Source organism: Paenibacillus sp. FSL H7-0690 (assembly GCF_037980415.1).
In the GTDB taxonomy this organism is placed as follows: Bacteria; Bacillota; Bacilli; order Paenibacillales; family Paenibacillaceae; genus Paenibacillus_AQ; species Paenibacillus_AQ odorifer.
Genome location: NZ_CP150281.1, coordinates 439,344 through 464,625 on the forward strand (window position 1 = coordinate 439,344; position 25,282 = coordinate 464,625).

Annotated in this window: 18 protein-coding genes; 13 read left to right on the forward strand and 5 right to left on the reverse strand. The window is 46.7% G+C overall.

Annotated elements, in window-relative coordinates:
• Positions 1-41: 41 nt before the first annotated feature.
• Both MHI32_RS02090 and MHI32_RS02095 read left to right on the forward strand, forming a co-directional pair.
• The gene (locus MHI32_RS02090; protein ID WP_076124688.1) at positions 42-830 is read left to right on the forward strand and encodes a formate/nitrite transporter family protein; all 789 of its coding nucleotides are present in this window, start codon (positions 42-44) and stop codon (positions 828-830) included.
• A gap of 192 nt (positions 831-1,022) precedes the next feature.
• On the forward strand, positions 1,023-2,639 hold the full coding sequence (locus tag MHI32_RS02095) for an ATP-binding protein (protein ID WP_312150054.1): 1,617 nt from the start codon (positions 1,023-1,025) through the stop codon (positions 2,637-2,639).
• A gap of 90 nt (positions 2,640-2,729) precedes the next feature.
• Here the strand turns inward: MHI32_RS02095 and MHI32_RS02100 are convergent, their stop codons facing one another.
• Positions 2,730-5,057 (reverse strand): TPM domain-containing protein, encoded by a 2,328-nt coding sequence (locus MHI32_RS02100; protein WP_340011816.1) that lies wholly within the window; start codon positions 5,055-5,057, stop codon positions 2,730-2,732.
• A 175-nt stretch (positions 5,058-5,232) separates the two neighbouring features.
• Positions 5,233-5,376: a hypothetical protein gene (locus tag MHI32_RS02105; protein ID WP_167348483.1), complete on the reverse strand. Its 144-nt coding sequence runs from the start codon at positions 5,374-5,376 to the stop codon at positions 5,233-5,235.
• 305 nt (positions 5,377-5,681) lie between these two features.
• Here MHI32_RS02105 and MHI32_RS02110 point away from each other — a divergent pair, with 305 nt between their 5' ends.
• Positions 5,682-8,804 carry an EAL domain-containing protein gene (locus MHI32_RS02110; RefSeq protein ID WP_076219205.1) on the forward strand — a complete coding sequence of 1,041 codons (3,123 nt, stop codon included), beginning with the start codon at positions 5,682-5,684 and terminating at the stop codon, positions 8,802-8,804.
• 118 nt (positions 8,805-8,922) lie between these two features.
• Here the strand turns inward: MHI32_RS02110 and MHI32_RS02115 are convergent, their stop codons facing one another.
• Entirely contained in the window at positions 8,923-10,017 is a 1,095-nt protein-coding gene (locus MHI32_RS02115; protein ID WP_076282360.1) for a GGDEF domain-containing protein, read from the reverse strand.
• Positions 10,018-10,251: 234 nt separating this feature from the next.
• On the opposite strand from MHI32_RS02115, the gene MHI32_RS02120 reads away from it, so the two are divergent.
• Complete coding sequence (locus MHI32_RS02120) at positions 10,252-11,766, forward strand: methyl-accepting chemotaxis protein (RefSeq protein WP_076307959.1); 1,515 nt, start codon at positions 10,252-10,254, stop codon at positions 11,764-11,766.
• A gap of 75 nt (positions 11,767-11,841) precedes the next feature.
• On the opposite strand, the gene MHI32_RS02125 is transcribed toward MHI32_RS02120, so the two are convergent.
• Positions 11,842-12,357: a nucleotidyltransferase family protein gene (locus MHI32_RS02125; RefSeq protein WP_076124758.1), complete on the reverse strand. Its 516-nt coding sequence runs from the start codon at positions 12,355-12,357 to the stop codon at positions 11,842-11,844.
• 261 nt (positions 12,358-12,618) lie between these two features.
• Here MHI32_RS02125 and MHI32_RS02130 point away from each other — a divergent pair, with 261 nt between their 5' ends.
• The 3 genes from MHI32_RS02130 (at position 12,619) to MHI32_RS02140 (ending at position 16,331) form a co-directional block, all read left to right on the forward strand.
• A complete protein-coding gene (locus tag MHI32_RS02130; RefSeq protein ID WP_280513476.1) occupies positions 12,619-14,223 on the forward strand; it encodes a sensor histidine kinase in 1,605 nt (534 codons plus the stop codon).
• A complete protein-coding gene (locus tag MHI32_RS02135) occupies positions 14,220-14,948 on the forward strand; it encodes a LytTR family DNA-binding domain-containing protein (protein WP_076134814.1) in 729 nt (242 codons plus the stop codon). Before MHI32_RS02130 ends, MHI32_RS02135 begins: the two co-directional genes overlap by 4 nt.
• A 126-nt stretch (positions 14,949-15,074) precedes the next feature.
• The gene (locus MHI32_RS02140; RefSeq protein WP_139330079.1) at positions 15,075-16,331 is read left to right on the forward strand and encodes an OFA family MFS transporter; all 1,257 of its coding nucleotides are present in this window, start codon (positions 15,075-15,077) and stop codon (positions 16,329-16,331) included.
• A 648-nt stretch (positions 16,332-16,979) separates the two neighbouring features.
• On the opposite strand, the gene MHI32_RS02145 is transcribed toward MHI32_RS02140, so the two are convergent.
• Positions 16,980-17,891 carry a helix-turn-helix domain-containing protein gene (locus tag MHI32_RS02145; protein ID WP_340011817.1) on the reverse strand — a complete coding sequence of 304 codons (912 nt, stop codon included), beginning with the start codon at positions 17,889-17,891 and terminating at the stop codon, positions 16,980-16,982.
• Between the two features lie 190 nt (positions 17,892-18,081).
• On the opposite strand from MHI32_RS02145, the gene MHI32_RS02150 reads away from it, so the two are divergent.
• The 6 genes from MHI32_RS02150 to MHI32_RS02175 all read left to right on the forward strand — a co-directional run bounded on the left by MHI32_RS02150 (position 18,082) and on the right by MHI32_RS02175 (position 25,280).
• Positions 18,082-19,197, forward strand: a complete 1,116-nt coding sequence (locus MHI32_RS02150) for a glycoside hydrolase family 88 protein (RefSeq protein ID WP_076307957.1) — start codon at positions 18,082-18,084, stop codon at positions 19,195-19,197.
• Between the two features lie 127 nt (positions 19,198-19,324).
• Positions 19,325-20,371, forward strand: a complete 1,047-nt coding sequence (gene iolG / locus MHI32_RS02155) for an inositol 2-dehydrogenase (RefSeq protein WP_340011818.1) — start codon at positions 19,325-19,327, stop codon at positions 20,369-20,371.
• A 38-nt stretch (positions 20,372-20,409) separates the two neighbouring features.
• Positions 20,410-21,240, forward strand: a complete 831-nt coding sequence (gene iolB, locus MHI32_RS02160; RefSeq protein WP_340011819.1) for a 5-deoxy-glucuronate isomerase — start codon at positions 20,410-20,412, stop codon at positions 21,238-21,240.
• Between the two features lie 181 nt (positions 21,241-21,421).
• On the forward strand, positions 21,422-22,432 hold the full coding sequence (locus MHI32_RS02165) for a LacI family DNA-binding transcriptional regulator (protein WP_340011820.1): 1,011 nt from the start codon (positions 21,422-21,424) through the stop codon (positions 22,430-22,432).
• A 261-nt stretch (positions 22,433-22,693) separates the two neighbouring features.
• A complete protein-coding gene (iolC, locus tag MHI32_RS02170) occupies positions 22,694-23,704 on the forward strand; it encodes a 5-dehydro-2-deoxygluconokinase (RefSeq protein ID WP_248549135.1) in 1,011 nt (336 codons plus the stop codon).
• Between the two features lie 115 nt (positions 23,705-23,819).
• Positions 23,820-25,280 (forward strand): CoA-acylating methylmalonate-semialdehyde dehydrogenase, encoded by a 1,461-nt coding sequence (locus tag MHI32_RS02175; protein WP_076306530.1) that lies wholly within the window; start codon positions 23,820-23,822, stop codon positions 25,278-25,280.
• Positions 25,281-25,282: the final 2 nt, after the last annotated feature.

Sequence of the window (25,282 nt, forward strand, 5' to 3'; positions counted from 1 at the left end):
CCATAATCAGCTGGAAATACCAAAATCCCTAAGGAGGTCACATGGAGAACGAGGCACTGCTTCAGGTTGAACAATTAGCACTTAAGAAACAGAAGATATTCCGGCAAAGCGTAATGCGCTATATTGCCAGAGCCATGCTGGCCAGTATGTTTATCGGATTCGGTGTAATTGTAGCATTTAAGACAGGCAACTATTTCTTTATGGAGCAATCCCCCTTTGCATATCCAATGGCTGCGATTACTTTCGGAGCGGCTATTATTCTAATTTCTTTTGGTGGTGGCGATTTATTCACCGGAGATACTTTTTATTACACATACACGGCACTAAGACGGAAAATGAAATGGTCTGAGGTTGTCCGCATGTGGATCATGAGTTATATCGGTAATATTCTTGGGGCTGCCGTTTTTGCCTTGCTGATTTTTTTGACAGGACTGTTCTATAGCTCAGATGTAAACGGTTTTTTGCTATATGTAGTGGAGCATAAGATGGAAGCCCCGGCAGGTCAGCTTTTCTTTCGGGCTATTCTTTGTAACTGGCTCGTTTGTATGGCTTTTTTTATACCGATGAATATGAAAGGCGATGGGGCCAAAATGTTCGCCATGGTCTTATTCGTATTCTGTTTTTTCATCTCCGGCTATGAACATAGTATTGCCAATATGTGTACCTTTGCGATTGCGCTAGTACTTGATCATCCCGGAACGGTATCGTGGTATGGCGTGGTGCATAACCTTGTCCCCGTTACGATCGGCAATTTAATTGGCGGTGGCGTACTGATGGGGGTAATGTATTATTATGTGAATAAACCTTTTTTGGATGATACTAAGCATTAACAGAAAAATAGAAAATAATAATCCTCCAAAACTTCGCTCTTGTATAGGGGTGGAGTTTTTTTGTGCAGAAAGTTATTTTTTAACATTGGGATTATTTGATTTTTAAGGATTGAAAAGGATTAGAGGGAGAGAGGTAGAATACATAATTATGCAATGCAAAATTGAAGATTCATACAGAATGGGGTAAGGGCTTTGGATGAGACAACAGGGATACTGACGGATGAGACCATTATTAAGGCTTCCAATCAGCATTGTATTGACCAAGGAATTGATCCTGAGCAACCGCCTGTCTTTGCAAAGGGATATTCTACTGATGAATTGGGGGCACAGCTTAGCGCATATAGTGAAGTGATTGAGGTTATCGAATTTTTTGTCAAAAAATTTCTTTCCTCAGTCAAAGGGAACCCGATCCTAGTTACGATTTCGGATGATGCAGGTTATCTATTGGCGTTCCAAGGAGATGCGACGATTATTGATCTCGTAGGACAGGTAGGCATCAAAGAAGGCGTGCAGATGAATAAAGAGGTGGGTACCAATTCAATCGCTTTAGCCCTTGAATATCAGAGGCCATTCCAGCTGACAGGACGAGACCATTTCCATCATATTTTGCATCATTTAGTATGCTGTACAGCTCCATTTTATAAAGAAAATGGGCAAGAAATTTTAGGTACAATTTCATTTATGGCAGATATAGATGTAGCCCATCCCCATTTGCTGCCTCTGCTCTGTACGATGGCTGACTCGATTGAACGTGAGATTTTGTTGCGGAGAGGGAATTCTCAGCTGCAATTATTAAATCGGATTTTGCTAGAGACCAATTACTTAGGGGTAATCATAACAGATCAATTCGGAACAGTCGTGAATATAAATGAGAACGGTTTAGCTATGCTTCATTTGGGTGGTGAGCATCAAGAGTCTGTTGTTGGAACTAGTGTCTTTGAAATTAGGAATGTGGGCGCATACTTTCAACATGTCATCATACATCATGTCGCATGTGCCGGGTTAGAAGTGATTCAGGAGAAAAACGGGTTGTTCGAGCATTATATGTTAGATGTACTACCCGTTTACGATGCGAATGGTTACTTAGCGCGTGTGATTGGAAGTTTGCGCAACATCACGGAGATGAAAAGAACGGAAGAAGTGCTGCGCAATACAGAAAAGCTAGTGGTCGCAGGACAACTGGCTATGAGCATTGCACATGAGATCCGCAATCCCCTGACTACGGTGAAAGGGATGCTTCAACTGGCTAATAAAGATTCACGACTGCTGCATTATGATCTCATTATGTCTGAAGTGGAAAGAATGAATCTTATTGTGAGCGAGTTTCTTATTCTGGGTAAACCGCAGGCTGCGCATTATATGACTGAACAATGTAGCACGATCCTGCTGGAAGTATTGAATATCTTCGCGATTCAGGTGGAAATGAATAATATAGTGTTAAATACAAAGATCCATTATGATGCTGAGATCGAATGTGACCGCAATCAGATTAAGCAGATTTTCCTCAATATCCTAAGAAATTCAATGGAAGCTTTGCCTTTTGGCGGGAGCATTACAGTGACTCTTGATGTGAAGGATGAATTTCAGGTGATTACCTTCACCGATAATGGAGAGGGGATGAATAAGGAAGTTCTGGATAAATTAGGAGAGCCTTTTCACACGACTAGAGGCGATGGGAATGGACTTGGCTTCATGATTGTCAAAAAAATCGTGACTGCCCACAGAGGATATGTGGCAATAGCTAGTGAAGAGGGAGTAGGCACGGCCGTTACAATTTATCTTCCGATGGCACATTCATACCACAAATAAAACAGCAATAATTCATAATTAAAAAGACTCTTCCGCCCATATAAGCGAAAGAGTCTTTTTGTATATCCATTTGCATCTAATGGTGAGGAATTACCACTTAGAGCCACCCGATGAATTTCCACCGGATTTGCCGCCGCCACCGCCCCAAGAAGAGCCGCCGGAGGATTTGCCTCCACTGCCGCCACCGCCCCAAGAAGAGCCGCCGGAGGATTTGCCTCCACTGCCGCCACCACCCCAGGAAGAGCCGCCGGAGGAACGTCCCCCACCGAATCCGCCTGAAGAAGGAGGACCAGAGGACATCCGTTTACGGGCTTGTGCACGCCGCTGTTGCTCTCTCATCATGGCTAGCTGGGCAAGCCGTTCTTCCTCTTCTTTTTGGCGAACGATTCGGTTCGCTTCATTCACAAAGGAAGTGATCTGAGCGTCATAAGCGCGGCCAATCGATTCCAATTCCTCCAGGTTGTAAGGCCGGGATGACAACCGTTGCTCCAACTGGCTATATTCCGGTAGTAAGGATAACTCAAAGCGGATTCTGGAAGATAAGCCTCTGCTGTGCAGCATTCGCTGGGTCGTCTCTACCCGACTTTGTCCTTCGGAGAAGAGACGTTGTACTTTATCCAGTCTTTCATTTAATGTATTTAGACTTTCAGAGACGCCGTCATATTGCCGGCCAGCTTCATCCTGCAAGGACAGCAAGCGCTCCAGCGCATCGTGGGCCTTGTCATATTCGCCCCGTTCATCACTGGTCCAGTTCTCAATTTGTGCCACTTCACCTGCGCCTTCCCGAAGACGTGTGCTCCACTCCGTCAGAATGTTCTCTACGGTAGCTACATGCTGTTCTTCGAAATGTACACGTGCTTCTGTAATTCGGGCCTGCAGCTCGTCTCGCCGCTGCTTCAAGTGGCTCCATGTGGTGCGGAATGTCTCTAGATCTCTGCGGTTATTCTGCCGCAGCAGTGCTTGCTGCTCTGTCATAGCAACAGCTTCATCCAGAAGCAGATCTAGACTGGCGCCGATTCTGCGCACCTCATCCATATCTCCTATACGCAGCGGCGCTTCAAGAGTCAACGATTCTACGCGGGCCTGCTCCAGGTGGTCATATGGCTTAACCTTCATATTGTGCAGTGAATTCTGTTCAATGATCCCGGTGATTTTGGCACGTGCCGCAGCTAATACCGTAGGAAATTTGTTTAGCTTATCATCATAGAGATCAACATCCTTCAGATCCTGTTCGATTTTTTCCTGACGTTCTTGTGCATCCTCGGTAACCTCTTGTGCAGCAATGGGATCAAAAAGCTCCAATTGGTCTGCCTTAGCAGTTTCCTCCGCAAGCTCCTTAAGTTCCTCTACAATTTCTTGAAGCTCATATCCGGTTTCTTTAACTGCACCTTGCAGCTGTTCTTCAAGCTCTGGCGTATCCTCTTTCAGCTCTGTAATACGCTGTTTGACATTGCGGTCAGCTTCGTTAATGACAGCAATGTGTTTCTCTTCCTCTTCAAGCGCTGTGCGGAAGGCAGCTTCGGTCTGCTGCAATTGTTTCACGGCTGTCTTGAGGGCAGCCAAACGATAAAATGCTGGCTGAACGCCTTGACCTTCGCTTTGTAGTGCGGAGATTTCAACGAGCTTGGCGGACAGCCGCTTGGAAATACCTTCGACTAGCTCTCCCGTCTTCCCTTGAACGATCCCTTGAAAAGGGTTTAGCGATTCCAGTGCCCGATTTGCCTGGACCATTAAATTAGATAACTGTTTCTGTTGCTCGCTAAGCTGCTTGCGTCGACGCAGACCTGTAACCATTACAAAGAGTAGAAGGAGGATTAGAAGGGCTCCGATAAGAATCGCTGCAATCATAAACATGGAGCTGCTGGAGCGGTTTACATCATTCCCGACCCCGGCTGCGCTCCCGCTTCCTGCGGTTCCTCCAGTATTGCCGGCACGATCTCCGATGGAATGGATGGCATTAATCAAAGCCTTTGTCCCGCCAGCGAAGTCCCCTTTTTGGGCATAAGGAATGAAATAGGTGTCGAGCAGTTTTTGGATGGCTGAACTTCCCGAGGACCCTCCCTGATTCTTAGACCAAGTATTTAACGAGCTTTGAAAGCCTGGATTTAAGAAATTTAGCTCAATGGACTGGTCACCAGCGGAGATCAGCAGTAGAAGATCCCGCGTGGACAGTTTCCACGAGTCGTAAACCTTGTCTGCATACTTATCAGCTGGAGTACCGTCTGTGGAATCTACAGTGAGTACATGGATGGTCATGAGTTCTCCAGTGGCGGTAGCAGAAATAGACGCGGCTTCTGCGGAACTGAACATTTCAGCGTTATCGGTAACAAATCCCTGCTGTGCAGGAATTCCAGCGGCGTATGCACCAGGTACCCATAACAGGCTGAGCATTAAGAATAAAGCTATATACTTTTTCAAGCTGACACGCTCCGATCTGAAGGACTTTTTATTCAATATATTATGCTGATAATTATACTATATCATTAACCATCAGGTGACCTGGAGATACTCCAATTATTATATAGTTATGTCTGCATACCAACAAAAAAAGCCATGCCCCTAAATAAGGGAACATGGCGTATAATCGGAAGCATTATCTTGTCGGCAGACAGAGAATGTATTGCAATCTGGATTTAATTTCTTTTTGCCATTTCAAATCTCCAACTTTAACGGCAAGATTGAGCAGATCCAGATAATCGTCAACCTGTAATGTTGTTCGGGTAGAGGTAACGTTCATGGGTGATCAGTCTCCTTTTAACTTAAATATAGTAAATTGAAATTATTAACGCTTATAATAATGATAATCATTATCAACGTTTATCGTTATTGCTATTATCCACATTTTCTATGTAAAAAGCAATATAAAAATCAAGACTTCGTAACTTTTATCATTTACAAATAAAAGAGTCCATCGAAAGATGGGGATTTGCGTATAATGTGTGGTTTTAGGAAAGAATTAGCAGGAATCTTACCATATTTTGTCGAATACTTTTTAGAATAATGCTTTAAATTCTAAATTTTAGCAAAAAGGGGAATTGGGCAATGAAGCGGTGCACAATGTTGCTTCTGATTATTTTTCTGCTTTTGCTCGTACCTCCTACAGCCGCTCACGCCGAAAGAGAGGATATAAGGTACCAAGTAGAACTGGAATATCCACCTTATAAATATGTAGAAAACGGGTATTTGACCGGGTTTGATATTAATTTGAGCACGATGATTTTTGAGAAGCAGGATTACCTTATTCACTACAGTACTGGGCAATGGGATGAAGTATACAGTCGGCTGATTCAAGGAGATATTGAGATAGCAGGTCTTATGGCAATTACGGAGTCGCGTAACCAAGAGGTGTTATTTTCAGATCCAGTTATTAAGAATTATATTTCCATCTATGCAAGGCGAGAGCTTGAGGATGAGATCGATTTAAAGACGTTGGGAAGTTATAAGATTGGGTTAGGGAATGGACAGTATTCTGCAACCGTGCTGAACAGCAAGGTGGGGATTACAAATTACATAGAATATGCAACGACTCCTGAAGCTTTGAAGGCTTTAGAAAAGGGGGAAATCGACCTTCTATTTGAGAATCAGGAAGTGATTGATTATCTGATTGCTGAACAGAAATTGAAGGGGAGTATTATCAAAAAAATGAGCAATCTCTACCCTAGGGATGTCGCTTTTGCAATAAGTAAATCCTCTCCGGAGCTAGTGACTTATGTTAACGAGAGATTGGATCGCCTGCATCGTTCAGGTGCTTTTGAAGAGCTGTATCAGCACTATTTCTTCGTTCATTCAGATTATTATAAAGTTATGATGCGCAATAGATTTATTGTGGGAGCCATTATTCTGCTCGGCCTTCTGATCATTAGTGCGGTTTTGCTAAAAATGTATATTAATCACTTACGGCGGGCGGTTTATTCGGAACAGCAATTTTTTGAAGATGTAATAGAGCATAGCGGTATGGTGGTTTGGGCTGTGCAGGCGGATAAAAAGGTAGTTCGGTTTAACAATTACGCTGAGCGAATGACGGGCCTATGCGAGAATGAAGTAGTGGGCAAAAACATTGAGGATATAGAGGGGCTGACAGGCAGTACGGCGGCTATTCGGAATCTGTTGGAAAGGGCCGTACAGCTTGACTATGTTGATAATATCGAGCATAAACTTCCAGACAATTCGCCAGCAGCGCGGTATTTTTCATTTCGGACCACCTTGTTGAAAGGATTGGATAAGCAGGCAGCTGATATTTTTGTGCTTGTAGGAGTGGATATCGATGAGCGCAAACAAAATGAGCTAAGGCTTCAGCAAAGTTATGAGGAACTGGAAGCTACTTACGAAGAGCTGTCAGCGACAGAGGTCGAGCTACAGGAGCAATTTGCTAAGCTGCAAGTAGGTGAACGACGGTTCAGTCTCGCGACAGAGGGTTCTGGTGCATACATGTGGGAGCTTGATTGGGAGACAGGACTGTATAATCTATCGGATCGCTGGTACAAGCTCATGGGCTATACGGAGGATGAAATCAATTCCTTCGAAAATGGGGTGCTTAGTATTATTCATCCCGATGACCAGCCATCATCCCAAAAGGCAAGACATGATCATCTGGCAGGTTTAACACCTATCTACGAGACGGAATACCGCATGCGGACCAAAGATAATCAGTTCGTCTGGTTTGAGGTAAGTGGTAAAGCTATCGTTGATCCAAAGAATGAAGTTGTGTTATTTATCGGTTCGCTGATTGATATTAGTAAGCGCAAGCAGGTAGAGCTAAAGCTGAGCAACAGTTATCAGGAGCTTGAGGCAACCTATGAACAGCTTACAGCCACACAGCAGGAGCTTGTAGAGCAATACGATATGCTGGTGGAGAATCAAAAACACATGCATCGTCTAGCTTATGTGGATGAGCTTAGTAATCTACCCAACCGTGTATGTCTACTGGAATCTATGGAGAAATATCTGCAATGCTCAGGAGGCAAGGCGGCGCTGTTGTTCGTAGATACCGATAATTTTAAATACATCAATGATACCTTAGGGCATAAATCCGGTGATGTTCTTATTCAGAAGGCTAGCAAAAGGCTGCAGTCGGTGGTGCGGGAAGGAGATATGCTCTCTCGGCTCGGCGGGGATGAATTCGTGATTTTTATTAAGGATATAGAAAACCACGAGGATGTGTTAGACCTGGCGGAGCGGATCATGAGAGCGTTCAGGCAGTCCTTTTTAATCGGAGAGAGTTATTTGTACGTTTCCGTAAGCATCGGAATTTCCTTTTATCCGGAAGATGGGGAGACCACCGAGCAAATCTTAAAAAATGCGGATGTCGCTATGTACCGGGCAAAAGAGGATGGTAAGGGGACTTATGTGGTATATGACAAATCTATGCATACTGCGTTTAATGAACGGATGAATATAGAGAAACATTTGCGCAGTGCCATGAATAATAATGAGTTTGAGTTATATTATCAACCGCAGGTGGATATCCAGTCTGGATTAATCTCTGGTTTTGAGGCTTTAATTCGCTGGAATAGTCCAACGCTGGGCTTTGTATCTCCACTTTCCTTTATCAAAATCGCCGAGGATTCCAGGCTGATTATTTATATTGGAGAATGGGTGCTTAGGGAATCGTGCATCTTTATGAAGGGCATTCAAGATCGTATGGGCATTCCTTACAAGATATCAGTTAACATTTCCATTATTCAACTATTGCAGGATGATTTCGTCGAGATGGTGCAGGAAAGTCTGGCTGAAAGTGGGCTAAAGCCTAGTTGTCTTGAACTGGAAATCACCGAGTCTATTTTTATGGAATCGTTTGAGAGTATCGTGAATAAGCTTCAATTCCTCAAATCCCAAGGCATTCGTATTGCGCTGGATGATTTCGGAACGGGATACTCATCTCTTAGTTATTTGCAGCAATTGCCGATTTCTACGCTTAAAATGGATAAAACCTTTATCGATTCGCTTTCGGAAAAAGCTTACAGCCAGTCTTTTGTGCAGACCATTATACAGCTGGGCCACAATATGGGGCTGGAGGTCGTTGCGGAGGGAGTGGAAGAGATCAGCCAGCTGGATTTCCTCAGAAAATCGGGCTGCGATAAGGTACAGGGATATCTGGTTAGCAGACCTGTTCCGAAGCAGGAAGTGGTGGAGCTTTTGGAACCGCAGAAGCGTTACGGAATATAGCAGTGGATACACAGCCCTCATCTCAAGGTGGGGGTTTTTGGTATGAAATGCTTCTGAAATTAAGGCTTTGCAAAAAAAACAAGCTCCGACAGATAAACAGTGTCTGTGGAGCTTGTCACTAGCTGATGACAATTTTGTTCTTCCCGGTGTTTTTAGCTTCGTAAAGTGCATCATCAGCCTGCTGAAAAGTAGAATTTTTGGAGTCTGCACCTGTGTAATCATGCATCCCGATACTGACGGTTATGCTTTTCCCTTCCATTTCGGCAAAAGGGGTATCGGCGACTTTGGCTAGAATCTGTTGCATGATTTCATAGGATTGTTCAAAGGTTTTGGTTGTCAGAATGACAATGAATTCCTCGCCCCCGTACCGCGCGGCGAAATCATCAGGACCGATATACTCGAGCAGGATCGCTGCGACTTTTTGTAATACGATATCTCCAACGGAGTGTCCATAGCAATCATTTACTTTTTTGAAATTATCGATATCCATAACGGCAAGCTGCATGGAGAATGGATTACTCTGCTGATGCTCGATTAGCCAACCCAAATATTCGTGAAAAGTCTTGTGATTATACAGATCAGTCAGGGGATCTATCTTAGATAGACGATCCATGATTATATTCTGAATGCGTAATTCCTGTTCTGACTTGACGGAGTTCTGCAGGGATTGCATCAAATCACGTCCACGAACGATTACTGCAAAACCTGCCAAAGCAGTGCCTGCAAAAATAAGAGCGATAATGATTGTTTGGGTGATCGGGAAGTACTCGTGAATGGATGTCTTGGTGAATAAAATGATCGTGTACAGTAGAGAAATAGCAGAAGTGGCTATCATATAACTGCTCTTCAGATAGATCATCGAGACTAGTAGCGGGAACAGCATAATTAATGATTTAACATGCAACTCATCGCTGAGATTGACGATAATCAAAACCGCAAATAGATGGCTTGCAACCGTAATGGCGAGTTGGGCCCAGCGAGGCCTCCATCTATAGATTACTTCTAGAATAATGATCAAACTCACTATGATGGAATCAGAAATCAACGAGTGCTCAATATAATCGTTCCTGGTTGGGGTTTCCGGACGCTGGCTCCATAAGGATAGAGAAACAATGAACTGAATACTTAAATACACAATCAGGATGATCCAGAATGAATTGAGAAGCACACGATTCCAATAGGTCTGACGAGGAGTTTGAGGTGTGGCGCGCATAATGTGATCCTCTTTTCCAGTGGCAATATGCTTATATATTCGACAATAAGCTCAGGTTTCCTCTTGATGGCTTTCTTGGAAGCGGGAGATCAACAAGCATCTTTATAAGGGGAGATTGCCTGGCCCGGGGAATGATTGATCGAAAAGGAATACTATAGAAAGTATTTCCTTTAATTAACTCTGCTGATATAATGTTAGAATACATAACATCAATCGAGTGGAGTGGAAGTAAAGATGCAGATCCGTCGAAACCAGATTTTCGTAGTCGTCCTGTTGCTTCTTGTCAGTGTGTACAGCTTATTGATTGATATGCTCTGGATGCATAAGCTGGTGATTATTCTGCTTATGGGTTCTCTAGGATGGTTCTCGCTGAATACATCCCGCTACGGTTATCGCAAAGAAGCGCTGCTGAAGGATTCACAGAACAAAGTGGAGCTTCTTGGCAATGAGATTGTAGTTACCTCGGATCGGCTGCATGGTGCGCTTGAAGAAATCAGCCGCCATACAGAGCAGCTGCAGCAGACAGCAGATTATTCACACGCGTATGAAACGGATTTAAGGATTCGCAGCAATGAAGCTAAAGCCAATATTGAAGGGGCCTATCAGACGATGGGCGGTGTAGCCTCAGTTACAGCACATATCGAAGAATTGACGGAAAAACTAGGCTCGAATATGCAATATGCTCGGCAAGGAATGACAGCAATGGTAGATTCCCTGAGCATTGCAGATGTGGTGATGAAGGATCTGCAAACACAGAGTGGGGACATGTTAGCTAAGTTTACTGCCCTGAGTAATCATATTGCGATGGTAGAGGAGATCAATACATTGATTAACTCCATTGTGAATGAGACCTCGTTGCTCGCGCTGAATGCTTCTATTGAAGCGGCCCGGGCCGGTGAACAGGGCCGCGGATTTGCAGTAGTGGCCAGCCGGATTCGGCAGCTGGCTGATCAAAGCAAGAGCTCGGTAGACCGCTCCTCAGGCATCTTGCTTGACATTAATAATGGAGTACAGCAGGTGCTGGAATCCGTTACGAAAGAGCAAGTCTCAGTGGAGCGTGGGGTGAACGAGGTCGGCACGGTTAAGCTTCGACTCGATGATATCGCGTCGAGAGTAGATGAAGTAGGCAGCGCCGTGACGGAAACAATCGATGCTGCCGCGAAGCAGGGCAAGCTGATTGTAGAAGTGACAACGGAGCTGAGCGGTGCGGTGGCTATCGTGAATGAGACGATTGCCAATGTAGACCTTACGCTTGAGCAGGTGACACGGCAGCGGGACCAGATTGGGCAGCTGAACGAAGTCAGCGCCAATCTGTTAGCGGAGTCGCAATCCTTGCAGCAATCGGTTACTAGCATTGCGGGCAGAGCGGAAATTGAGATGAGCCAATATGCAGCCCGGCTTCAGGAAATGCAGAGTCTCTTGGAGACAATTTCCGCCAAGGAAGAACTTTACGCTCCAGATACTGAAGTTCATCAAGGTGTTTTGAACGCTTACATTAAGAAAATTCCAGATGTACAAGCCATTTGGTCCAATCGGACGGATGGAACCTTTATCTACTCCGAGCCAGCGGCTGGCCTGTTGAATGCTAAGCGGCGTGATTGGTGGAATGGGGCCATGAATGAAGGTGAATATGTCTCTAAACCTTATGTATCCGCGATTACGAAACGTTCTTGTATTACATTATCTAGAGCAATCCGGAATCGTCAGGGAGATGTAGTAGGCGTGGTTGGTATTGATTTAGCGGTGTAATAAAACAACAGCAGCAAGCCCTTCTGTAGCAGAGGCTTGCTGTCTTTTTTATTCCGATGCTAACACAACTTAGCTTTAGGTAGCGCTGACCTGCAATTGCTTCCACGTTGCCTGCCAGTTTTTTTGTGCAATTCGTTTTTCATAAATAGGGAGTAAGTTCGGATTATTGTTGAAATGAGGGGTAGCCCGTAACACTACATTAATAACATCTGCAATCCCATGCGGAGCGGTTAGGATAACTTTACCGTATTCATCTAAGGAAAGCCCAAGCGCTGTAGCTGTTTCCGGAAACTTGGAGATGGCATCTACAGATGACGTATAGGGCGCAAGGTTGTTAATGGTATGCATTCTTGCTTCATTCTTAACGGACCATGGCACATGGGGATTTAAATTTCTTAGTTTTGCCTCCCATTGCTTTTCCACTTCCTCATGAAGATTGCTGCCGTCATAATAAATAACATCAATATCTGGCAAAGGGGTCCGCTCTTCAAAGCCATGTAAGGTATCCCAGATTTTTGAACGTACAAACCCAGCACAAACCCACCAGTCAGGTAACTGTAGCGATCTGGCATTTTCTAAAATATCCATCATCCAGGGATCATTATGTACAAGCTGAATGATATCTGCCTCGTGTTCTATCTTGTGCAAACTGCCACCTCCGAATATTCATGCTTCCAATCTGTTAATATCATACAACAAGAGTTTCAATAGAGGTATAAAGGGACAGGCTGAATGGACAGAGGCATGAACTATCTTTATAATGAATCGACATCGAGACCTTTGGAGGCGGTGACCGTGCAATATACGTTTACTATATTACTGCAATTGTTGGAAAGAGCTGCGTTATTGCTGATGTGTCTGTTTGTATTGACTCGTCTGCCGCGGTTTAAAGAGGTTTTTCAAAAAGGGAGTTACGCTCCGCAAGAGCTTGCTATTGCAACGATGATCTTCAGCTTATTTGCCATTTTCGGCACTTATAGCGGGATTAATGTGGAAGGTTCGCTTGTGAATGTGAGAATTATCGCCATCGTATCTGGCGGGATTTTGTTCGGGCCATGGGTTGGACTTATAACAGGCATCATCTCAGGGGTTCACCGTTTTCTGATTGATATCGGAGGGGTAACCTCTCTTCCTTGTCTGATTACGAGTATCACCGCGGGCATAGTGTCTGGGATAATCTATCGCCGCACCTCTGGTGAACGTCGCTGGATAGCAGGGATTTTGGCGGGAATGGCCTGTGAGGCACTGACGATGCTGCTCATTCTAGCGATGGCTCAGCCGATGTCGCTGGGTGTGGATATCGTGTCCAAGATCGCTTTTCCGATGATTATGAGCCAGATTAGTGTCGGCCTGATTGTTGTGCTAGTGCAGAGCGTGGAAGGTGAGAAGGAACGGATCGCGGCTAAGCAGTCCAAGCTGGCGCTTGATATTGCCAATAAGACCTTGCCGTATTTTCGCAATATTAATCAGGAGTCGCTGCACACCATCTGCCAGATCATCAAAGAGGATATTGGTGCAGACGCTGTAGCGATTACGGATACTCGGTTTATTCGTGCCTATGTTGGCGTGGGTGAGGAGGATTATGAGACAACTAACGATATTATCAGTGAGGAAACTAAAGTAACGTTGTCCAGTGGTGAAATTACCATCCGTAACGATGATAGTGATTACGTGAATCCGCAGATCAAGTCGCTGATCATTATTCCTTTGAAGGAAAAGGGTGAGGTGACGGGAGCGCTCAAAATCTATTACACCAAAGCCCACAAGATTACCTACTCGCTTCAAGCTATGGCCGTGGGTCTGTCGCAAATGATCTCTACCTTGATGGAAGTGTCGCGGGTGGAAGGCATTAAGGAAATGGCGAACAAAGCGGAGCTGAAGGCACTGCAGACCAGCATTAACCCGCATTTTTTGTTCAATGCACTGAATGCGATTGCGTCCTCGATTCGAATTAATCCGGATAAGGCACGCGAGCTGATTGTGAATCTGTCCGGTTATATGAGATACAATCTGGAGCTTACCGATGAATTCATTGATATCAAACGAGAGCTACAGCAGGTCCAGCAATACGTAGAGATCGAAAAGGCGCGTTTTGGAAGCCGGCTTAACGTGCTTTATGATATTGATGAGGTTCAGGTTCGGATTCCGAGTCTGATCATTCAGCCGCTTGTAGAAAATGCGATTATACATGGCATACTGAAGGTAAGAGGGACAGGAACAGTAACGATTTCTGTAAAAGACCACGGGGATACCGTACGGGTAGGCATTCGCGATACCGGAGCTGGCATCAGCGAGGAAACGATAGAGAAGGTCTATACTGGCGATATGCCGGAGAATAAAATCGGGCTGTTTAATGTACACCAACGGGTAAAGCTGATCTATGGGACTGGACTTACCATTCAGAGATTGGATAAAGGGACGAACATCTTTTTTGATGTTAAAAAGGAGGACCAATGAGAGCGATCATTGTAGAAGATGAAGAGCTGGCAAGACAGGAGCTGGCTTATTTAATAGAGACGCACAGCGGGATCGATATAACGGCACAGTTTGAAGATGGGCTGGACGCGCTTAAATTTTTGCAGAGTGATACGATAGATGTGATTTTTCTGGATATTAATATTCCTTCCATCGATGGGGTACTGTTGGCACAAAATATCAGTAGATTCTCGGTAAAACCCTACATAGTGTTCATCACTGCGTATAAGGAGCATGCCGCTGAGGCGTTTGAGATTGAAGCTTTTGACTATATTCTTAAGCCTTATAGCGAGGTACGCATCAAAGCCATGCTGCACAAGCTGGAAAATGCGTTTGCCAGCCGTGGACGACAGGGGGAAGAAGAGCGTAATCCGGTCAGTGACAAGGTTAATCTGTGGAAAAATGAAAAGATTATCGTAGTGAATGCCGACGATATTTATTACGCCTCCGCGCAGGAAAAAAGTACAAGTGTGATGACTAAAGGTGAGGAATACAGCATGGCACTTAGTATTAGCGATTTCTTTCAGCGGCTGCCGCAGGATCGTTTTTTTCGCTGCCATCGTTCCTATATTGTTAACCTGTCCAAGATCAAGGAAATCATCCCGTGGTTCAACAATACGTATTTGCTGCGCCTGCATGATTTAGGTTTTGAAGTGCCGGTAAGTCGTAGTAAGGTAAAGGAATTCAGGCAGATTATGCGCTTATAAATGCAATTCATTCTTCATTTCCGTCATCTCATGCCGGATTTCTCTCAACATCGGCTGGTTTAGCTACAATAAAGAGGCGATAGAAGCTCTTGTAGCAGACAACGAGAGAGAAAGAAGGAAACGACCATGACTACGACAATGGACAGCAAAAGCACCAAACGGTGGCTAATCGTATTAGGTACAGTAATTATGCAAATGGGCCTAGGTACCATCTATACATGGAGTTTATTTAATGCGCATCTGGTAACAAAATTTGGCTGGGAGCTTAACTCCGTTTCGATTACTTTTTCTATAACGAGCTTTGCACTCGCTTTCGCGACTTTGTTCGCAGGGAAGCTGCAGGATCGTTTCGGGCTTCGCCGTTTGACTGCTACTGCTGGGATTGTGCTCGGACTAGGATTGATTCTTAGCTCTCAAGCCAATTCACTCTTCATGTTCTATTTATTGGTTGGGGTGATCGTTGGTTTTGCGGATGGGACAGCTTATATCACTTCATTATCTAATTTAATTAAATGGTTTCCGAATAATAAAGGTTTAATCTCCGGCGTGTCCGTTGGTGCTTATGGAACGGGGAGTTTGATCTTTAAATATATTAACGGCGGGTTGATTGACTCAGTGGGTGTGTCTAATACATTTATGTATTGGGGTTTGATTGTTATGGGCATGATTGTAATCGGTTCCTTGCTCGTAAGAGAAGCTCCGGTTCAAGCGGCCCCAGCACCAGCGGGTTCAACGACAGCTACAGTAATGAGTTCACCGAAAGACTATACGGTCAAAGAAATGCTGCGGACAAAAGAAGCTTATCTGCTATTTATCATCTTTTTCACCGCCTGTATGTGTGGTCTGTATTTGATCGGTATTGTAAAAGATATCGGCGTGCAGCTGGCTGGACTTGATGTACAGACAGCAGCTAGTGCGGTGGCTATGATTGCGATCTTTAATACAGCGGGACGTTTAATTCTGGGTGCTTTATCTGACAAAATGAGTCGCTTGAAGCTGGTAGGCGCATCGCTTGCTGTAACTGCGGCGGCTATGCTGACCCTCAGCTACGCGACCCTGAATTTCGGACTTTTCTTCACTTGTGTAGCAGCCATTGCGTTCTGCTTTGGCGGGAATATCACGGTGTTCCCCGCCATTGTCAGCGACTTCTTCGGACTGAAAAATCACAGTAAGAACTACGGAATTGTTTACCAAGGTTTTGGTATTGGTGCCCTTTCCGGTTCGTTTATCGCCGTCTTCCTAGGCGGATTTAAACCAACCTTTGTTATCTTTGGCCTCTTGTGCCTGCTGGCCTGCATCATCGCGATTTCTCTGAAACCGCCAGTGGCGAAGTCGAAAGAGAAAAAAGCGCTGCGTCTCAAAGCAACGGAACGTACGGCTTAAGATGTAATTGAAGCTAGAACCAGGCAGTGATTCTCCCGTTAGTGGAGAATCGCTGCCTGGTTTTTTTGATTTGTGGTGGCTTGCTGAGCTGTGACTTGTTTGGGCGGATTATCTTCAATTGGGAGAAGGAGTTTTGATGGGATCTGAGAAGTAACTGCATTCTGTGCAACTATTCCGTATGAAATAGTGAATCTTCGGATTTTAGCTGTATTCTGTACAACTAAAAACTCGAGATGTAGCTTAAAGGCGAAAAAACCAAGGAAATAGTTGCACCAAATACAGCTATATCTAATGGTGGCGTGATGCGTGAAAAAATAGTTGTATGAAATACAGTTAAATGTGACTACCCTTGCCCCAGCACCAGCACCAGCACCAGCACCAGCACCAGCACCAGCACCAGCACCAGCCCCAGCACCAGCACCAGCACCAGCACCAGCACCAGCACCAGCCCCAGCCCCAGCACCTACACCAGTACCTGCATCTATACCAACATGTGTGTGCTTGCACCATCGCTTTTGCTATCCCTTTCCCTTCGGCTCTCTTTTGCGTCTAAACATTGCCTCTGTTACTGCTCAATATAGTTACTTAGAGGGTGGATAGCTTTGTCGGACGCACAGCGGATTTTTTGTAACTAGGTAAGCAAGTACATCAATAGGAAAATGTGGTCGAAGCAGTGTTGGATATGGCCTGATTCTTGCGGAACTCGGATGGGGACATCCCGCTAAGTTTATTGAATATGCGGTTGAACTGGGAGAAGCTGTTGAATCCGGATTGCCCGGCGATCTCGGAAATCTTCAGGCGGGTGTAGATCAGCAATTGCTGGGCATTACGGACCCGGGTCATCTGAATATATTCTGTCAGCGTGGAGCCGGTAATTAACTTAAATTGGTGTGATAAATAATAGGAGCTGATAAAGAACTCTTTAGCGAGGAAATCAAGGGACAACTCGCTGTTGTAATGGCTATGGATGTATGCGGTGATCGAGTAGATTTTTTGCATAATGGCATTTCCAATCTCCTCTGGGACATAGCTGTTCTGGTCTCTACGCTGGTATAAAGCACAGAGAAACTGTTGGAAAAGGCTGTGAATCAGTACTGGATTTAACGGTGAAGTGCTGTGTGATAAGGTGAAGATAGCGTTAAGAGGATCAAATACGGCTTTGCGCAACTCTTTTGGCAAACGGTAGATCGGTATTTCTTCCCAAAATGAGAGAAACATACTTTTGTAAGCGTTCTCTAAACCGGGTATATCTTTGGGCATGGCGAAGTTTATGATCAGCCGCTTAAACGACGGCCCTTCCGGATATTGTGTCTTATGCATCCGATAAGGACGCAGGAGCACGATGTCATACTGCTGGAGGGCGCAGACATTCCCATCGATAATATGAGTGGCTCGGGAATCCATTAAGATATGAATCTCGTAAAAATCATGAAAATGCTGAAACTCCATATTGATATCGTGAGAACGCTGGTCATAATCAAAATAATAAAAAAGGGGATCTACGGGCGTGTTGATACGTACGCTATACCCTTGTTCGTACAGTAAGTCGCTTTCAAGCAAATGCTCTCACCGCCTTATTCTGTAATATGCACTTATTATAGGTTCAGAAAAGCAAGATTTGCAATATATGAGGGTTATTACAGCAAATATAAAGTAGTTTTTGTATGGAATGGTTTGATATATTACGGGTGAATGGAACTACCCAACATGAGGGAAGACCCAAAATAGCAGGTGAAGGGGCGGGAAACAGATGAACAACAGCCGGATTAGTAAAGTTGAGATCATTGAAAAGCTGAACCGCGTGACGGATAAGCTGCTGAAGCTGGAGCGGCCGGAAAACGAAGCCGAACTGCAAAATTTAGGGGAGGATGCGGGACGACGGGGGTATTTTGCCCGTGATTTTGGCATGGAGGAATGGGATTGGCCGCAGGGAGTGGGGCTTTACGGACTTCAAAAGCTTGAGCAGCATTTCAAGGATGAGCGTTATCAAGAATATGCCAAGCTTTGGATGAGCAAGCAACTGGGCAAGGGACTGCCGAGCCGGAATATCAATACAACAGCGCCGTTGCTGTCATTAATGGAACTGAAGGAAGCGGAGGAATTAAGCCTGGAATGGGTGCAGTGGTTGATGCATGGCCTGCCGCGGACGGAGGAGTCTGGTTATCAGCATGTCACAACAGGAGCGAGCAAGGATGAAGTTACGCTCAATGATAATGAAATCTGGATTGATACGTTATTTATGGCTATTTTGTTCACGGCAAAAATGGGTGTGAAATACGATAATTCCGCATGGCGGCAAGCGTCGCTTTACCAACTGTTGCTGCATATCAAATACCTTTATGATAAAAAGACGGGGTTGTTTTTTCATGGCTGGCATTTTGGCGGCCGGCATAATTTCAGTGAAGCCTTCTGGTGCCGGGGCAATAGCTGGTTTACACTCGGCCTGCCTGAATACCTGGAGTTGATGGGGTCGTATCTGGACAGTGGAGTGTTTGAATATCTTCAACAGATCCTGAACGCACAGGCAACAGCTTTATTAGCCTGCCAGAGCGGAGACGGATTATGGCATACGCTGCTGGACGACTCTAGCAGTTATACTGAAACGTCAGGCTCAGCAGCTATCGCAGCGGGTATTTTGCATAGCGTACGCAGGGGGTTGTTGCCGGAATCGTATGCAGATCATGCCCTGAAAGCGATCCGGGCGGTGCTGGACAGAATTGACGATGAAGGCACGGTGCTTGGTGTATCCGGCGGCACTCCGATTGGTGCTGCAAAAGAAGATTATAAGGAAATCATTATTGCCCCTATGGCCTACGGGCAGGCCATGGTTTTAGTCGCACTAGGTGAAGCGTTACATTACTGTTGAGGAGGAGTAGATAGCTAAGGAGAGAGTTAAAAAAGCTGGAGAAATATTTGCTTGTAACTTCACTTGTGCTTGGAGTATACTATTTTCGGGATGGTTAAGCGCTTACCTCAAAGGAGGATAAGCAAACATGGTAAATCCGATCGTAGTTGGCATTATTGGGGCAGGCAGAATTGGCCGGCTTCATGCAGATAATCTGCGTGTGATGCCGTCGTTTAAGTTGAAATCCATTGCGGAGGCTGTGGTAAGTGAGGAATTGCTGGTCTGGGCAGAGAGCCGGAATCTTGGCTCTGCATTTGTGAATGGGCAAGACATTCTGAATGACCCTGAAATCGAGGCTGTGTTTATCTGCACACCTACGGATACCCACGCCTCTTGGATTGAGCTAGCAGCCCGGGCTGGAAAACATATTTTCTGTGAAAAGCCGATCAGCCTGTCGTCAGAGTTTACCCACCAGGCACTGAAGATAGTGGAGGATGAGGGTGTATTGCTACAGGTCGGCTTCAACCGGCGAATGGACCCTAGCTTCCGCAAACTTAAGCAACTGGTTCAATCAGGAGAGCTAGGCAGTCCACATATTGTGAAGATCACATCACGTGATCCGCAGCCTCCGGGTGAGGCTTATGTGCGGTCTTCCGGCGGGATGTTTATGGATATGACGATTCACGATTTTGATATGGCCCGTTATCTGATGGGTGAGGAAGTAACAGAAGTTTATACCCGAGGTGCTAATCTCGTTGATCCGGTGTTTGGGCGCTGCGATGATGTGGATACAGCTGTCATCACGCTGACCTTTGCCAGTGGCGCAATCTGCGTCATTGATAACAGCCGTAAGGCTGTATATGGTTATGATCAACGCGTGGAGGTGTTCGGTTCCTGCGGCTCAGCCACCGCCGACAACTGCCGTCCAACAACTGTAGAGGTTTCAACCGCTGCTTCGGTCACACGCGATCAGCCGCTTCATTTCTTTCTCGAGCGGTATAACCAAGCTTTCGTAGAAGAGGTTGCCGCGTTTGCCCGGGCACTCCGCCTGCAGGAGCCTATCATTTGCAGCGGGCTTGACGGGCAACAGGCGGAACGGATTGCCGAAGCCGCTAAGGAATCCTATCTTACCGGGCTTCCGGTCAAGTTGTCTTCTTGTGCCGGAGAGGGAATATCGGCGACACAAGCTTTGTAAGCGGATGCAGATGCTGAAGATGGGGGAGGTCTGTGAAGATGTCCAATCTAATCATAAAAGCCGGAGCACCCGGCAAAGATGGACTTGTAGCGGCAGTTAGCAAGGAGAGCGCTGGATGGGAATATGTCGGTTTTGAAGTGTACCAGCTGCAGGTTGGGGATACGCTGAGCCGCAGCGCGGAAGGGAATGAAATCTGTCTGGTGCTGCTGGCGGGCAAGGCGGATGTGAGAGCAGGCGCCCAGTTGTTCGCCGGGATCGGTGAACGTATGTCTGTATTTGAGGATTTGCCGCCGTATGCGGTGTATATTCCGGCGGGAGGGCATTATGAAGTTACGGCCTTGACGGAGCTGGAACTTGCGGTTTGCCTTGCTCCAGGAACGGGTAAATATGCGCCGCGTTTGATCGCTCCGTGCGATACTGTGGCCGAAGCCCGCGGTTCTGGCAGTATGTCACGGCGAGTGGTCAACATTTTGCCTGAGCAGAGTGAAGCCGAGAGCCTGCTGGTCGTGGAAGTACGTACGGGTAGCGGCAATTGGTCCAGCTATCCTCCGCACAAGCATGACTGTGACAATCTACCTGCTGAGTCTTACCTGGAAGAGACATACTACCACCGGGTTAACCCGGCTCATGGTTTTGTAGTGCAGCGGGTGTATAATGACGATCGCAGCCTTGATGAGACGATGGCCGTGTCTGACCGCAGTATTGTATTGGTTCCGGAGGGCTATCATCCTGTATCGGCTCCGCCGGGTTATGATTCTTATTATCTCAATGTGATGGCAGGTCCGGTCCGCACATGGGTTTTTCATAATGATCCGGAACATGAATGGCTGTTCGAGATGCAGCAACACCAGAAGGATAAGAAGAAATAGTGTAGCAGCACGCACGAAAAGGGGGCTTCCGCAAGGCGGAGGCTCCTTCTTTGTGTCGATGTATTGACCAAATGATCGCCACAGTAACAGAGTCTCTTGCACCGCTGAATAGACACTGTCAGAAGAGTTCCTTATAATCTAGGTATAGGATTGTACGAACGTAAAGGCGGGCTCACTAACGATGAAACCTACGATATATGATGTGGCACGGGAAGCGGGAGTCTCCATCGCTACGGTGTCCAAGGTGTTGAACAAGAACGGGAGAATTAGCGATAAGACACGGGAGAAGGTTCATCGGATCATGGAGGAGCTGAATTACCAGCCGAGTCTGGTGGCCTCTGCGCTGACGAGTCGCCGAACGGGAACGATCGGGCTGATGATTCCCGATATTTCCAACCCTTTTTTTGCTGAGGCGGCCCGAGGTATTGAGGATTTTGCTCAGGAGCAGGGAAGCGACTTGATTGTATGCAGTACTGACCGGGATGATGAGAAGGCGGCCCGGTATATCTCACTGCTCCTGCGTAAACGGGTGGACGGTATAATCATTGCTTCTCATACAGGGAATCCAGATATGGTCCGCCGCCTGCTGGCTGATCACGTACCGCTTGTGTTATTTTCGGCTGATATCCGGATGATGGAGAGCAACAGCGTCACGGTAGATGACTATAAGGGAGGCTATCAGGCGACAGAATATCTGTTGTCCCTGGGCCATCGCAGGCTCGGCATTATCTCTGACAATTTACCGGGGAGTAAGCTGCGCGTGGAAGGCTTTATGGATGCGCTCAAGGCAGCGGGTGTTGGCTTTGACAATCCGGCTAATCTCACGCATACTTCAGCCACGCTGGAGAACGGCCGCAAAGCGGCTGCCGCGATGCTGGTTCAGGCGCAGGAAGACCGGCCGACCGCCATATTCGCCTGCAACGATCTGCTCGCGATTGGGATATTGAAGGAGGCGCGCAGCGCAGGCTTGTCAATACCCCGTGATCTGTCCGTGGTGGGTTTTGACAATACAATGCTGGCTGAAATTTGCCATCCCACCTTGACCAGCATTGCTCAGCCTCTGCGTGAGATGACGGAACAGGCGATGATTCTGCTGAACCAATCTATCGACAATCCCGATAGTCCTAAGCGCAAGATCATGCTGATGCCGGAACTGATAGTCCGCCATTCCACCGGACCGGCACCGCATTAGGAAGACACAAACTCTACAAACGGAGTAAGAACGCCGACTCCTATCTGAAGACCTGTACCTCGCTTAGCGGTGAGGGACAGGTCTTTTCTTTGTTTTTTATTGGTACATGGGTTCAGATCCCAACTTCGTTTAAGTTCAGGATTGCCAAACTCCAATTTCTAAACTATACTAATGGAAATTAGGTTAAGCGCTTAACCCATCCCCGATGTTGTTGTATCTCATTAATCCATTTTACTGAAGTTTTCTCAAGGAGGCGTCATAATGAACGGTTTACAGTTCGATCCTGCACGACCGCTGGATTTAATCGCTGTCGGTCGGCTCTGTATTGACTTGAACGCTAATGAAACCGGAAGACCAATGGAAGAGACACTGACGTTTACCAAATATGTCGGCGGCTCTCCCGCCAATATCGTAATTGGGGCAGCGCGGCTAGGGATGCGCACTGGCTTTATCGGTAAGATTTCCGATGATCAGATGGGCCGTTTTATCCGAACTTATCTGCAACGGAATGGCATTGACGATAGCCAGGTGCGCGTTGACCAGACCGGTGCAGTGACTGGGCTTGCTTTTACTGAAATAAAGAGTCCTCAGGAGTGCAGCATTCTGATGTACCGGGATCATGTGGCTGATTTGCTGCTGAGTACGGAGGAGATCTCGGAAGAGTATATTCGGAAGTCCAAGGCACTGCTGATCTCAGGTACTGCACTGGCACAAAGTCCGTCCCGTGAGGCTGTGTTTGTCGCTTTGGAGTTCGCCCGCAAGCACAATGTTACTGTATTTTTTGATCTGGATTATCGCCCCTATACTTGGAAGTCAGCCGCAGAAACAGCGGTCTATTATAATCTGGCAGCTGAGAAATGCGATTGTATCATTGGTACCCGTGAGGAATTTAATATGATGGAGAGCCTGTACAATGTGACAGATGCAGATGACGAAGCAACAGTTAACCGCTGGTTCTCGCACCAAGCAAAGCTGGTCGTTATCAAGCGTGGCGGGAGTGGTTCAATCTCCTACACGGCGGATGGGCAGAAGCATCGGAGTGGTATTTTTCCCGCTAAAGTATTGAAGACATTTGGAGCCGGAGATTCTTACGCCTCAGCCTTCATTCACAGTCTAATGCGGGGAGAAAGCGTCGGTGAGGCCATGCGCCGCGGCAGCGCGTCGGCATCCATTGTCATCTCCCGCCACAGCTGTTCGGATGCCATGCCAACCTTGGATGAATTGGAAGCGTTTTTATTGTCTAACGAGGAAATCACTTCAGGTGCAGAGTAAGTAGGCGGAGGTTGGAGAGATCACAACTCAAACAACTCCAGATCGTATAGCTATGCAAGATTAGATTAGATTACATTCGCGGGATCGCATTAATAGAGATGAAGGAGTGAGTAGAATGGCACAGCAAACCGTGCAAGTGCTGAACAACTATATTGACGGGCAGTGGGTTGAGGCGGCTGTGGAGAAGACAGAAACGGTATACAATCCAGCGTCTGGTGAGGAGATGGCAAGGGTTCCGCTGTCCAGCAGAGTCGATGTTGATCGGGCAGTGGCGGCGGCAAAGGCGGCTTTTGCAGGCTGGTCCAAGACACCGGTGCCGCGCAGAGCGCGGATCTTGTTCAAATATCAGCAGCTGCTGGTGGACCATTGGGATGAACTGGCGAAGACGATCACGCTGGAGAATGGAAAAAGCTTCAAAGAGGCCTACGGAGAGGTGCAGCGCGGCATTGAGTGTGTGGAATTTGCGGCAGGTGCGCCGACGCTGATGATGGGCCGGCAGTTGCCCGACATCGCGACAGGCATCGAGTCTGGGATGTATCGCTATCCCATCGGTGTAGTCGGCGGGATTACACCGTTTAATTTTCCGATGATGGTGCCTTGCTGGATGTTCCCGTTGGCCATCGCCTGTGGGAATACCTTTGTGCTGAAGCCCTCCGAACGCACACCGCTGCTGGCAGCGCGTTTGGTCGAATTGCTAGAGGAAGCCGGGCTTCCGAAAGGTGTGCTCAATCTGGTTAACGGTGCACATGAGGTGGTAAACGGCCTGCTGGAGCATCCTGATGTGAAGGCGATTTCCTTCGTTGGCTCACAGCCGGTGGCCGAATATGTCTACAAGAAGGGAACGGCGTGTTTGAAGCGGGTTCAGGCGTTGGCAGGGGCGAAAAATCATTCTATTGTGTTGGCAGACGCGAACCTTGAGGCTTCAGCAACACAGATTGTCAACGCAGCCTTCGGCTCGGCGGGAGAGCGCTGTATGGCTTGCTCCGTGGTAACGGTGCAGGAAGAGGTTGCTGATGAGCTGATCTCCATCCTCCTGCGTGAATGTGAGCAGATGACCATCGGCAATGGTTTGGACGACGACACGTTTCTTGGGCCGGTTATCCGCCAAAGTCATAAAGACAAAACGGTCGCTTATATTGAACAAGGCATGGCCGAGGGCGCTAAGTTGCTAAGAGACGGCCGGGCGGATGCTGCGGTGCAGGGACAGGGTTATTTTATCGGCCCAACGTTGTTTGATGGAGTGACCCGGGAAATGAAAATCTGGCAGGAGGAAATTTTCGCGCCTGTCCTGGCAGTGATCCGTGTCAAGGATGTAGAAGAGGCGATTGAAATTGCCAATACCTCTCGTTTTGCCAACGGGGCTTGTATTTTTACGAATGACGGCGGGAAAGTGCGCTATTTCCGGGAAAATATCGAGTCAGGCATGTTGGGTGTCAATGTTGGAGTGCCAGCCCCGATGGCCTTTTTCCCTTTCTCCGGCTGGAAGGATTCCTTCTATGGCGATCTGCATGCGAATGGAAGCGACGGGGTTGAATTTTATACACGCAAAAAAGTCGTCACTGCCCGCTGGCAGTAACA